We start from the raw sequence: 13,533 nt of genomic DNA on the forward strand, positions 1-13,533 counted from the left end.
AACAGGCTGGCGTAGTTTCGTTCGTAAAGCTCCCGGTTGTTGGTGGCCTGTGTCAGCAGGAACAGCAAGACCAGGCCCATCGCGACCATCGCTGCAGCGCCAATGATGATGCCCCAGCGCACTGCGCGGGACTGGTAGACCCGCCCAGGCACCCCGCCGAACGCAGGCGCATTCATTTGCCGGAATCGGGGTTGAGCCGATAGGTTCGTGTTGCCGAGAGATTCCACTCCGAATTTCCGACGATACCGATCTGGAAAGGACGGGGCAGCTGGGACATGTCCAGCCTGAAACGAAATTCGACGTAATGCCGGGAATCCGGATCAAGCAGGGTCGGATCGGCAATCTTCCAGCGCACCTGGCGCTGCAACGCCTGCAGGGCGGCGTCCAGCGAATCGAAGTTCTGCGTGATGCTCACGCCCAGGCCCACATTGCCAATCGGTTCGGGTGAGACGTTGATGCGCCAGCGCCGCGTGAGCGGCTGGTAGGCCAGCCGGATGTACTTGGTTGCCACAGACAGTTTGCGGTCGTACCAGTACCAGCGATCGCGCAACAGTTCGGCCTCGGCCACGAAAAACAGGGCGACCCCTTTGTTCAGGGCATCCTCCATGATGGTCGGCAGTTCGAGCTTGATCTGGGCCGTCAGGAACAGGCCGTCTTCCGCACGATCCACCCGCAACTGGGTCACCTCCACCGCAGGGCCCTCGGCGCGCGTGGGCAGGGGCAGCCCAGCCAGCAGAGCCAAGGCAGCCAGAAAGCCCCAGAGGCTATGCCGGGCGCTTCTCAAGCAACGCGTAGAAAAAGCCGTCATGGTCACCGGTGTAATTGTCCGGGACTGTTCTTCCACCTGCCCGAAAATGGGGCATTAAATGGCCGGGAGACGGCAGATGCACAGCGTGGGTGTTGTTTGCAACAAACGCTTTGATCTGCTGGCTGCCCTCAGCCCGAAACACCGAACAGGTGCAGTAGAGCAGACGCCCTCCCGGCCTCAGCAAGGGCCAAAGTGTATTCAGCAGCCGGGCCTGCACCGTCGCCAGCTGGTCAACATCGCTTTCGCGCCGGAGCCAGCGCACGTCCGGATGCCGCCGGACGATCCCCGACGCGGTGCATGGCGCATCGAGCAGGATGGCGTCAAAAAACGCCCCGTCCCACCAACTGGCCGGTTCCCCGGCGTCGGCAGCCAACACCTTCGCGCTGAGGCCCAAGCGCTGCAGGTTGGCCTCGATACGCTCGCAGCGTTGCGCGTCGATGTCCAGCGCGGTGACCCGAACGCCTCCCTGCTCCAACAGATGGGCAGTCTTGCCACCTGGTGCAGCGCAGGCATCCAGCACCTCCAGCGGGCGTTGCGACGCGAGCCCTTGCAAGAGAAGCGGCGCCGCCAGCTGCGCCCCGGCGTCCTGCACGGAAACCAGTCCGTCGGTGAAACCGGGAATGTCCTGCACCGGCAAGGCGCGCTCCAGCAGAATGGCCGTCTCGCCTTGGCGGACGGCGGCAAGACCTGCGACCTCCAGCATCTGGAGGTAGTGCGCTGGCGAGATCCGGGCGACATTGACCCGCAGCGCCATCGGCGCCTTGGCGTTGTTGGCTGCAAGAATCGCCTCCCAGTGCAAGGGATGATCTGCCTTCAGCCGCTTGATCCACCAGGCCGGGTGGTTCCAGCGTGCCACCGGGTCGGCATCCGTAGCAGCCATCAATCGCTCACGCTCCCGAAGAAATCGGCGCAGGCAGGCGTTGATGAAGCTTGCGCTGGGGCGCAGGGAGAGGTCGCGCTTGGCTGCCTCGACGGCCTGATCGACCAGGGTGAAGGCCTCATAGGGCGCCTCCTCTGAATCGGCAGCCAAAGCCAGCGCGGTGCACAGCAGCGCATCGACAGCGGGAGGTGGCGCTCGGCGCGCCAGTTCCCGGCGCAGCGCCTGGGCGCGACCCTGGACGCGCATCACATGAAAGGCCAGCGCCTGCACCCCGGGGCGAAGCGTCCGATCGACGTCGTCCAGCACCTGCGTCAGCGAACGGCCGTTGCGCACATCGAGCAGCACATGCGCCGTGCTCTGGAGCTGGCGCCACAGGGGAATGGATGGGCTGGTCACCGGCAGGTCTTTCTGTGATTCAAATGGGCGTGATCAGGCCGCTGCCTCAGGCCAGTCGAGAGTACCGGCGGGCTTGAAGCTCCAGATGCCCGCCAGAATCAGGGCCGGGAACTGGCGGATGGCCAGGTTGTAGACCCGGACCGAGGCATCGAAAGCTGCCGCAGGAAGGGCCGCCTGCTCGTCAAGCGCCGCAAGGCGGGCACGCAGACTTTCCGGCAACGTGCTTCCTTCCGGCGAGTCCCCATCCGTCGCCTGCCAGACTTCAGTCAGGACGCCGCGTGCCGCCGAAAGAACCCGAATGGCATCCGGGTCCAGCGGATGAGAGCGGGCATTGGCAAGAGCCTGGGCAAACTGCTCTCCTGCCGCGACCAAGCGCGACCACAGCGCGTCCGGGGATAGCTGCGGTACGCCCGCTGCGACGTCGGCCAAGGGCTGCGCGGCCTTGATCACGGCGGGGTGCACCGACAGCACATTGTCCAGCGCCGAGTAGGCCTTGACCACCTCGGACCGCAATCGAACCAGCCGGTTGTAGGCGCCCACAGCCCAGAACAGCGCGATCGCCACCAGCAGACCCAGCACCATCGGTTTCGTCATCCGTTCTCCACCTTGCCCCGCAAACGCACCTTGTAGGCAAATCACAAACAAAAACACCCAAAGCCAGCGCCAACTGGTCTTTGGGTGCTATCAAGTCAGGACTGACTGATCAACCTGCCGTCGCGTCCTCGCTGCTCACGGCACCGTCCGGGGACTCGCTGCCACCCGCCAGCTCGGCCGCTTCCGCTTCGGCAATGGCGCGGCGCTCGGCATCGTCCATCAGGTCCTTCGCCTTGCGCGCCTGATGGTAGGCCAGGCCGGTACCCGCGGGGATCAGGCGACCCACGATGACGTTTTCCTTCAGGCCACGCAACTCGTCGCGCTTGCCCATGATGGCCGCCTCGGTCAGCACACGGGTCGTCTCCTGGAACGATGCCGCCGAGATGAAGGAGTCGGTCGACAGCGAAGCCTTGGTGATGCCCAGCAGCAGGTTGGTGTAGGTAACCGGGATCTTGCCCTCGGCGCGCAACGCGTCGTTGGTGTCCAGCATCTCGGAACGCTCCACCTGTTCGCCTGCGATGTAGTTCGAATCGCCCGGGTTGCCGACCACGACGCGGCGCAGCATCTGGCGCACGATCACCTCGATGTGCTTGTCGTTGATCTTCACGCCCTGCAGTCGGTAAACATCCTGGACTTCATCGACGATGTAGCGCGCCAGTTCCTCGACACCCAGCAACCGCAGAATGTCCTGCGGATCGGCCGGGCCGTCGACGATGGATTCGCCCTTGTTGACCACCTGGCCTTCGTGGACCAGGATGTTCTTGTCCTTGGGAATCAGTTCGTCCCAGACCTTGCCGTCCGGATCGGTGATCTGCAGACGGACCTTGCCTTTGGTCTCCTTGCCGAACGACACCGTACCCGTCATTTCGGCCAGCATGCCCTTGTCTTTCGGCGAACGCGCTTCGAACAACTCGGCCACGCGCGGCAGACCGCCCGTGATGTCGCGGGTCTTCTGGCCTTCGACCGGGATGCGCGCCAGCACTTCGCCCGGACCCACATCCTGTCCGTCGCGAACCTGGATCAGCGAGCCAATCTGGAAACCGATCGTCACCGAATGGTCGGTGCCCGGAATCTTGACCTCGTTGCCAGCGGCATCGATCAGCTTGACCTGCGGACGCACGACCTTGGCAGCGCCACGGCGCTTCGGGTCGATCACCACCAGCGTGGAGAGGCCGGTGACCTCGTCCACCTGCTTGGCGACCGTCAGGCCTTCCTCGACGTTTTCGAACTTGGCCTTGCCCGCGAATTCCGTGATGATGGGTCGGGTCAGCGGATCCCAGTTGGCCAGAATCGTGCCCGCCTTGATCGCTTGATCGGCCTTCACCGTCAACGTGGCGCCATAAGGAACCTTGTGGCGTTCGCGCTCGCGGCCATGCTCGTCATGGATGATGATCTCGCCCGAACGCGCAATCACGACCAGTTCACCCTTGCTGTTGGTGACGTAGCGCATGGTGGCGTTGAAACCGATCACCCCGTTGGACTTGGCCTCCACGCTGGACGCAATCGCCGCACGCGACGCGGCGCCACCGATGTGGAAGGTCCGCATCGTCAGCTGCGTGCCCGGCTCGCCGATCGACTGCGCCGCGATCACACCGACCGCCTCGCCGTTGTTGATCAGGCCGCCGCGACCCAGGTCACGGCCATAGCACTTGGCGCAGATGCCGAACCGGGTCTCGCAGGTCAGCGCGGTACGCACGCGGATCTCGTCCACGCCCTGCGCTTCCAACTCGTCAATGACGTCTTCGTCGAGCATCTCGCCCGCGCGCACCAGCACCGACTGGTCTTCAGGGTGCAGGATGTCGTCAGCCGCTGTACGGCCCAGGATACGTTCGCGCAGCGACTCGATCACCTCGCCACCCTCCACGATGGAGCGCATCAGCGAACCGTTATGGGTGCCGCAATCGTCCTCCGTCACCACCAGATCCTGGGTCACGTCGACCAGTCGGCGCGTGAGGTAACCCGAGTTGGCCGTCTTCAGCGCGGTATCGGCCAGACCCTTACGGGCGCCGTGGGTGGAAATGAAGTACTGAAGCACGTTCAGGCCTTCACGGAAGTTCGCCGTGATCGGGGTTTCGATGATCGAGCCGTCCGGCTTGGCCATCAGGCCCCGCATGCCGGCGAGCTGGCGGATCTGCGCCGCGGAACCGCGCGCACCGGAGTCAGCCATCATGTAGATCGAGTTGAACGACTCCTGGTCCACTTCCTTGCCATGGCGGTCGGTGGTCTTCTGCTTGGCCAACTGGGCCATCATGACCTTCGAGACCTCGTCACCGGACTTGCCCCAGATGTCCACCACCTTGTTGTAGCGTTCGCCCGCTGTGACCAGACCAGACACGTACTGCTGCTCAATCTCGCGGACTTCCTTCTCGGAGCGTTCGATGATCCCGGCTTTCTCCTTGGGAACCAGCATGTCGTCGATGCAGATGGAAATGCCAGACTTGGTGGCCAGGCGGAAACCGTTTTGCAGCAGCTTGTCGGCAAAGACCACCGTTTCTTTCAATCCGCACTTGCGGAACGAGACGTTGATCAGCTTGGAGATTTCCTTCTTCTTCAGCGCCTTGTTGATGTTGGAGAACGGCAGGCCCTTGGGCAGGATCTCGCTCAGCAACGCCCGTCCCACAGTGGTCTCGACCAGCGAGGTGGACGGAATGAATTCACCGGTGACTTTGTCCTTGGTGTATTCCGTCAGGCGCACACTGATCTTGGCCGTCAGTTCAACCTCACCCGCATCGAGCGCGCGCTGGACTTCGCCAGTGTCGGAGAAGACCAGACCCTCGCCTTTTGCGTTGATGCGGTCGCGGGTGGTGTAGTACAGACCCAGCACCACGTCCTGCGACGGCACGATGGAGGGCTCGCCCGAGGCCGGGAACAGGATGTTGTTGGAAGCCAGCATCAGGGTGCGGGCTTCCATCTGGGCTTCGACCGACAGCGGCACGTGCACGGCCATCTGGTCGCCGTCAAAGTCGGCGTTGAAGGCCGCGCAGACGAGCGGGTGCAGCTGGATGGCCTTGCCCTCGATCAGGATCGGTTCGAAGGCCTGGATGCCCAACCGGTGCAGCGTTGGCGCACGGTTCAGCATCACCGGGTGCTCTTTGATCACCTCTTCCAAGATGTCCCAGACCACCGGCGTGCCGGATTCCACTTCCTTCTTGGCCGCCTTGATGGTGGTGGCGATGCCCATGGTTTCCAGACGGGCGAAGATGAAGGGCTTGAACAACTCCAGCGCCATCAGTTTGGGCAGGCCGCACTGATGCAGTTTGAGCGTCGGGCCCACGGTAATCACCGAGCGGCCGGAGTAGTCCACACGCTTGCCCAGCAGGTTCTGGCGGAAGCGGCCGCTCTTGCCCTTGATCATGTCGGCCAGGGACTTGAGCGCGCGCTTGTTGGCGCCGGTCATGGCCTTGCCGCGACGGCCGTTGTCCAGCAGCGAGTCCACGGCTTCCTGCAGCATGCGCTTTTCGTTGCGCGCAATGATTTCAGGGGCCTTGAGCTCGAGCAGGCGGCGCAGACGGCTGTTGCGGTTGATCACGCGGCGGTACAGGTCGTTCAGGTCGCTCGTGGCAAAACGACCGCCATCCAGCGGCACCAGCGGACGCAGGTCCGGCGGCAGCACGGGCAGGACGTCAAGCACCATCCACTCGGGCTTGATACCCGACTTCTTGAAGGCTTCCAGCACCTTGAGGCGCTTGGCGTTCTTCTTGACCTTCACCTCGGAGCCGGTCAGGTCGCCACGCAGGCGCTCGGTGGACAGGTCCAGATCGATGCCGTGCAACAGTTCCTTGATGCCTTCGGCGCCCATCTTGGCTTCGAATTCATCGCCGTATTCCTTGCGTTTGGCGTCGTAGTCGTCTTCCGACATGATGCTGAACTTCTTCAGCGGCGTCATGCCGGGATCGGTGACCACATAGGCTTCGAAGTACAGCACGCGCTCGATGTCGCGCAGGGTCATATCCAGCACCAGGCCCAGTCGCGACGGCAGCGACTTCAGGAACCAGATGTGGGCGCAGGGCGCGGCCAGATCGATGTGGCCCATGCGCTCGCGGCGCACCTTGGTCTGCGTGACTTCAACACCGCACTTTTCGCAGATGACGCCGCGATGTTTCAGGCGCTTGTACTTGCCGCACAGGCACTCGTAGTCCTTGATCGGGCCGAAGATCTTGGCGCAGAACAGGCCGTCGCGCTCAGGCTTGAACGTGCGGTAGTTGATAGTCTCGGGCTTCTTCACCTCGCCAAAGGACCAGGAACGGATCTTCTCGGGAGAAGCCATGCCGATGCGGATGGCATCAAAGTGCTCATCCGGCGTGAATTGCTTGAACAGGTCGAGTAGTGATTTCATGTGACTCTTTCCTTTTCAATTAAGAACGTTCGAGTTCAATGTCGATGCCCAGGGAACGAATTTCCTTGACCAGGACGTTGAACGATTCCGGCATGCCGGCGTCAATGGAGTGCTCGCCCTTGACGATGCTTTCGTACACCTTGGTACGGCCCTGCACGTCGTCGGACTTCACGGTGAGCATTTCCTGCAGGACGTAAGCAGCGCCATAGGCCTCCAGCGCCCAGACTTCCATCTCGCCGAAGCGCTGTCCACCGAACTGGGCCTTGCCGCCCAGCGGCTGCTGGGTCACGAGACTGTACGGACCGGTCGAGCGCGCATGCATCTTGTCGTCGACCAGGTGATGCAGCTTCAGGAAGTGCATGTAGCCAATGGTCGTGGGGCGCTCGAACGGGTCACCGGTACGACCGTCGAACAGGTGGGCCTGGGTACGGGCTTGCGTGAGCCCCTTGCGCTGGACGACCTCATCCGGGTAGGCCAGCTTGAGCATGGCGCGGATTTCCTCTTCCGAAGCGCCATCGAACACGGGCGTCGCAAACGGCACGCCGGTACTGAGGTTTTGGGCCATTTCCAACACATCGGCATCGCTCAACTGGGCCAGTTCTTCCTTGCGCCCCGTGCCGTTGTACAGCTCTTCCATGAAGCTGCGCAGTTCCGTCACCTTAGCCTCGGCCTGCAACATGTCACCGATGCGCTGACCGATGCCCTTGCCGGCCCATCCCAGATGAACCTCGAGCACCTGACCCACGTTCATCCGCGAGGGCACACCCAACGGGTTGAGAACGATGTCGCACGGCGTTCCATCCGCCATGTAGGGCATGTCTTCGACCGGAACGATCTTCGACACCACGCCCTTGTTGCCGTGGCGGCCGGCCATCTTGTCCCCGGGTTGCAGGCGGCGTTTGACGGCCAGATACACCTTAACCATCTTCAGGACGCCGGAAGGCAGTTCGTCGCCCTGGGTCAGCTTCTTGCGCTTTTCCTCAAAGGCGAGGTCGAAACTGTGGCGCGTCTGCTCCAGGGAGTTCTTGATGCTCTCCAATTGGGAAGCAACCTCGTCCTCGGCGGGACGAATGTCGAACCAGTGGAATTTTTCGACACCAGCCAGGTAGGCCTTGTCGATTTTGCTGCCCTTGGCCAGCTTCTGCGGGCCACCATTGGCCACACGTCCGGTCAGCAGCTTGGCAATCCGGTCGAAGGCATCGGCCTCGACGATCCGCAGCTGGTCGTTCAAATCCAGGCGGAAGCGTTTGAGTTCGTCGTCGATGATCTGCTGGGCGCGCTTGTCACGCTGGATGCCCTCGCGGGTGAACACCTGCACGTCGATCACGGTGCCTTGCGAACCCTGATCCACGCGCAAAGACGTGTCCTTCACGTCGCTGGCCTTTTCACCGAAGATGGCACGCAGCAGCTTCTCTTCTGGCGTCAAGGTCGTTTCGCCCTTGGGCGTGACCTTGCCGACCAGGGTGTCGCCCGGCTGGACTTCGGCACCCACGTAGATGATGCCGGACTCGTCGAGACGGTTGAGTTGCTGCTCGGAAAGGTTCGGAATGTCGCGGGTGATCTCTTCGGCACCGAGCTTGGTGTCGCGAGCCATCACCACCAGCTCCTCGATGTGGATCGAGGTGTAGCGGTCTTCGGCCACGACGCGCTCGGAGATCAGGATTGAGTCTTCGAAGTTGTAGCCGTTCCAGGGCATGAAAGCGATCAGCATGTTCTGGCCGATGGCGATCTCACCGAGATCGGTGGACGCGCCGTCGGCAATCACGTCACCCTTTGCCAGCTTGTCGCCCTTCTTGACGATGGGGCGCTGGTGGATGTTGGTGTTCTGGTTGGAGCGCTGGTACTTGATCAGGTTGTAGATGTCAACGCCCACTTCGCCCGCCTGGGCTTCGTTGTCGTTGACCCGGATCACGATGCGCGTCGCGTCCACGTAGTCCACGACACCCCCGCGGGTGGCCGTCACCACCGTGCCGGAATCCACAGCCGCAACCCGCTCGATGCCGGTGCCGACCATCGGCTTCTCGGGACGCAGAACCGGAACGGCCTGGCGCGACATGTTGGCGCCCATCAGCGCGCGGTTGGCGTCGTCGTGTTCCAGGAACGGCACCAGCGAGGCGGCCACCGAGACAATCTGCGCCGGCGACACGTCCATGTACTGCACACGCTCGGCGCTGACCAGGATGGATTCGCCCTTCTCGCGCGCCGACACCAGGTCGCCCGTCAGACGGCCTTCCTTGTCGAGCGCGGCGTTGGCCTGGGCAATGACGTACTTGCCTTCCTCGATGGCCGAGAGGTAGTCGATCTGGTTTGTCACCTTGCCGTCGGCCACGCGACGGTACGGGGTTTCGATGAAGCCGTACTCGTTCAGGCGGGCGTACAGAGCCAGGGAGTTGATCAGGCCGATGTTCGGACCTTCCGGTGTTTCGATCGGGCACACCCGGCCGTAATGGGTCACGTGCACGTCGCGGACCTCAAAGCCGGCACGCTCACGGGTCAGACCACCCGGGCCCAGGGCCGACACGCGGCGCTTGTGGGTGATTTCGGCCAGCGGGTTGGTCTGGTCCATGAACTGCGACAGCTGCGACGCACCGAAGAACTCCTTGAGGGCCGCAGAGATCGGCTTGGAGTTGATCAGGTCGTGCGGCATCAGGGGCTCCTGCTCAGCCTGGCCGAGACGCTCCTTCACCGCCTTTTCGATACGTGCCAGACCCGTGCGGTACTGGTTTTCGGCCAGCTCGCCCACACAACGCACGCGGCGATTGCCCAGGTGATCGATGTCATCGACTTCGCCACGACCGTTGCGAAGGTCGACCAGGATCTTGACCACAGCCAGGATGTCCTCGTTGGTGAGCACCATCGGCCCGGTTGACTCTTCACGCCCCATCTTGGCGTTGAACTTCATGCGGCCCACGCGCGACAGGTCGTACGTGTCGGGGTTGTAGAACAGGCGTTGGAACAGGGCCTGCACGGCATCTTCGGTCGGCGGTTCGCCGGGACGCATCATGCGGTAGATCGCCACGCGGGCGGCGAACTCGTCAACCGTTTCGTCAATGCGCAGCGTCTGAGACATGTACGCGCCTTGATCCAGTTCGTTCGTGTAGATGCACTGCAAGTCCTGAATCCCGGCAGAGCGCAGTTTCTTCAGAAGCGCTTCGGTCAGTTCTTCGTTGGCCTTCGAGATGATTTCACCGGTGTCTGCATCCACAATGCTGCGCGCAATCACGCGACCGACCAGCAGGTCTTCCGGCACGCTGATGTGCGTGGTGCCGGACTGCTCCAGCTCACGCGTGTGACGAGCGGTCACACGCTTGTCCTTCGCGACCACGACCTTGCCGGACTTGTCGGTGATGTCAAAACGTGCCACCTCACCGCGCAAGCGTTCGGCCACGAACTCCATTTGCGCGCCACTGTCCATCAAGCGGAAGTGGTCGTTCACAAAGAAGTTCGCCAGGATCGACTCTGGGTTCAAGCCAATCGCCTTCAGCAGGATCGTGACCGGCATTTTGCGGCGACGGTCCACCCGGAAATAAAGAATGTCCTTCGGGTCGAATTCGAAGTCGAGCCAAGAGCCGCGATAGGGGATGATCCGCGCAGAGAACAACAGCTTGCCGGAGCTGTGGGTCTTGCCCTTGTCATGCTCGAAGAACACGCCCGGCGACCGGTGGAGCTGCGAAACAATCACGCGCTCCGTGCCGTTGATGATGAAAGAGCCTTTTTCCGTCATGAGTGGTACTTCACCCATGTAGACCTCTTGCTCCTTGACTTCCTTGACCACCTTGGATTGGGAGGTCGAGGATTCACGGTCATAAATGATCAGCTGAACACGGGCGCGCACGGCCGAACCGAAGGTCAGGCCACGGGTCTGGCATTCGCGAACGTCGAAGGCGGGCTTGGCGAGGTTGTACTCGACAAACTTCATCTCCACGAAGCCATTGTGCGAAACGATCGGGAACGCCGCCTCGAAAGCTGCCTGCAGCCCTTCGTTGGTGCGCTTCCTGGGGCTGGCGTCAGCTTGCAGAAACGCGGTGTAGGCATCCTTCTGCATCTGCAGCAGGTAGGGCACCTCAAGCACGCTTTCGCGGCTGCCAAAACTCTTGCGGATGCGCTTGCGTTCAGTGTATGAATAGGCCATGGATTCTCCGGTCAAAGACATACGTCCTGGGTCTTTGGCGACTAGTGCGTCGAGCATCCTGCTCGACTTGCTTGGTGGCTGGCCACTACCAACCATTGGCGGACGGTCGCGCATTGCACGCAACCCGAACCAAGTCGTCTTCTGCAGTCGGGGTCAGAAAACACTTGAAAATCTCTTCTGGTGTTTCCGATCGACATCTGGGTCGTCCGGAAACCGGCCCAGAAGCCGGTTTTCAGGTGTGCTCTGCAAAGCAGCAAAGGCTGGAGGCCCCTGAGGATCCTCCAGCCTTTCGGATCGATCCCAATTACTTGAGTTCGACCTTCGCGCCGGCTTCTTCCAGCTTCTTCTTGGCCGCTTCGGCGTCAGCCTTGGACAGGCCTTCCTTGACCGCCTTGGGAGCGCCGTCCACGACGTCCTTGGCTTCCTTGAGGCCCAGACCGGTGATTTCGCGCACAGCCTTGATGACCGACACCTTGTTGGCGCCTGCCTCGAGCAGGACAACGTTGAATTCGGTCTTCTCTTCCGCAGCTGCGGCAGCGCCGCCACCGCCAGCGGCGGCCGGGGCAGCCATCGCCGCCGCGCTCACGCCGAATTTCTCTTCAATGGCCTTTACCAGGTCATTGAGTTCCATGACCGTCATGCTGTCCAGCGCGGTCAAAAATGCGTCTTTATCGAATGCCATTTTGATTTCCTAACAAGTTTGGTTACGACAGGCTGCGGCGTTTACGCGGCAGCTGCTTCGGCGGGAGCACCCGCGCCTTTTTTCTCCGCCAAAGCCGACAGCACGCGGGCCGTACGGGAAATGGGGGACTGCATCAAGCCCAACAACTGCGCCAACAGCACTTCCTTTGTGGGGATGCTGGCCAATTGCTTGACGCCGTTCACGTCCAGGGCCTTGCCGCCGTACGCACCGGCCCGGATCACCAACTTGTCGTTGGTTTTCGCGAACTCGGCCACCACCTTGGCGGCGGCCACTGCGTCTTCGGAAAAGCCGTAGATCAAAGGACCGGTCATCTGGTCGGACACAACTTCAAACGCGCTTCCGGCGACAGCACGGCGGGCCAGGGTGTTCTTCAACACACTCAGACTCACGCCATTGCTGCGCGCGGTGTTGCGCAGTTTGGTCATGTCAGCAACCGTGATGCCGCGGTACTCCGCGATCACGAGCGTTTGAGCTTTAGCGGCGAGGCCGGTCACATCACTGATGACCGCTTCTTTCTCACTGCGATTCAGACTCAAGGTCTACTCCTTAAAATGCGTTCGAAGGCAGATGCCATCTCACGCGCCACATTGCAGCGACCAACTGTCAACAGAACTCATATTCCATCTGCAGCGGGATCGCCATCTGCGTTGGCCCTGAGCCGTCAGGCGAACCATCAAGCTCTACGATTAAGCGTGGTTCCCCACGCACCAACGGTCTTGGATGACCTGCAACGACCTTTGGCCATTGCAGCCCACCACATCAGGCAGCGCTCGCACGCCGCCCGAATTCCTGCGATTACGCCGAGATGGACTGGGTGTCCACGCGAACACCCACACCCATGGTCGACGAGACCGCAACTTTGCGCAAATACACACCCTTGCTCGAAGCCGGCTTGGCTTTGGTCAGCGCATCGATCAGCGCAGCCAGGTTGCCCTTGAGCTTGTCCGCATCGAATGAACGGCGTCCGATGGTCGAGTGCACGATGCCGGCCTTGTCGACGCGGAACTGAACCTGACCTGCCTTGGCATTCTTCACGGCGGTGGCGACGTCGGCCGTCACCGTGCCCACCTTCGGGTTGGGCATCAGGCCGCGCGGGCCGAGGATCTGGCCCAAGGTACCGACCACGCGCATCGCGTCGGGCGCGGCAATCACGACGTCGAAGGGCATGTCACCGGCCTTGACCATGGCGGCCAGGTCATCCATGCCAACGATATCGGCACCAGCGGCCTTGGCTTCTTCCGCCTTTGCGCCCTGGGCGAACACGGCCACACGCTTGGTCTTGCCGGTGCCATTCGGCAGAACGACGGCACCACGAACGACCTGATCCGACTTCTTGGCATCCACGCCAAGTTGCACGGCAACATCGATCGATTCATCGAACTTGGCGTTGGCGCATTCCTTGACGATGCTCAGCGCATCAGCCAGCGGATACAGCTTGTTGCTGTCGACCTTGCCTTGCTGGGCTTTTTGTTTCTTGGTGAGCTTGGACATTTAGACACCCTCCACATTCACGCCCATCGAGCGCGCAGAACCTGCAATGGTCCGAACCGCAGCATCGAGATCCGCAGCCGTCATGTCTTTCATCTTGGTCTTGGCGATCTCTTCGAGTTGGGCGCGTGTGATCACGCCAACCTTGTCGGAGAGATCGCCAAGACCAAGATGAAAGACATGACGGCTGCGGATC

8 protein-coding genes and 1 pseudogene are annotated in these 13,533 nt (G+C 61.9%); all 9 read right to left on the reverse strand.

Going from position 1 to position 13,533, the window contains the following annotated elements; all coding sequences use genetic code 11:
* Positions 1-172: 172 nt before the first annotated feature.
* Positions 173-808 (reverse strand): DUF4390 domain-containing protein, encoded by a 636-nt coding sequence (locus tag ACMUOY_RS19280; RefSeq protein WP_413894360.1) that lies wholly within the window; start codon positions 806-808, stop codon positions 173-175.
* Positions 765-2,090 (reverse strand): 16S rRNA (cytosine(967)-C(5))-methyltransferase RsmB, encoded by a 1,326-nt coding sequence (rsmB, locus tag ACMUOY_RS19285; RefSeq protein WP_413894367.1) that lies wholly within the window; start codon positions 2,088-2,090, stop codon positions 765-767. The genes ACMUOY_RS19280 and rsmB overlap by 44 nt, the downstream gene beginning before the upstream one ends.
* 27 nt (positions 2,091-2,117) lie before the next feature.
* On the reverse strand, positions 2,118-2,678 hold the full coding sequence (locus ACMUOY_RS19290; protein WP_413894361.1) for a hypothetical protein: 561 nt from the start codon (positions 2,676-2,678) through the stop codon (positions 2,118-2,120).
* A gap of 109 nt (positions 2,679-2,787) precedes the next feature.
* A complete protein-coding gene (rpoC, locus tag ACMUOY_RS19295; RefSeq protein ID WP_413894362.1) occupies positions 2,788-7,014 on the reverse strand; it encodes a DNA-directed RNA polymerase subunit beta' in 4,227 nt (1,408 codons plus the stop codon).
* A gap of 19 nt (positions 7,015-7,033) precedes the next feature.
* Complete coding sequence (gene rpoB, locus ACMUOY_RS19300; protein ID WP_413894363.1) at positions 7,034-11,146, reverse strand: DNA-directed RNA polymerase subunit beta; 4,113 nt, start codon at positions 11,144-11,146, stop codon at positions 7,034-7,036.
* Between the two features lie 304 nt (positions 11,147-11,450).
* Positions 11,451-11,828 carry a 50S ribosomal protein L7/L12 gene (gene rplL / locus ACMUOY_RS19305; protein WP_413894364.1) on the reverse strand — a complete coding sequence of 126 codons (378 nt, stop codon included), beginning with the start codon at positions 11,826-11,828 and terminating at the stop codon, positions 11,451-11,453.
* Positions 11,829-11,869: 41 nt separating this feature from the next.
* On the reverse strand, positions 11,870-12,385 hold the full coding sequence (rplJ, locus tag ACMUOY_RS19310; RefSeq protein WP_413894365.1) for a 50S ribosomal protein L10: 516 nt from the start codon (positions 12,383-12,385) through the stop codon (positions 11,870-11,872).
* 259 nt (positions 12,386-12,644) lie between these two features.
* A complete protein-coding gene (rplA, locus tag ACMUOY_RS19315; RefSeq protein WP_413894366.1) occupies positions 12,645-13,340 on the reverse strand; it encodes a 50S ribosomal protein L1 in 696 nt (231 codons plus the stop codon).
* Positions 13,341-13,533 (reverse strand): annotated as a pseudogene (locus tag ACMUOY_RS19320) (hypothetical protein); the annotation flags it as partial.

This window comes from Candidatus Skiveiella danica (assembly GCF_022705245.1).
Lineage (GTDB): Bacteria > Pseudomonadota > Gammaproteobacteria > Burkholderiales > Burkholderiaceae_C > Skiveiella > Skiveiella danica.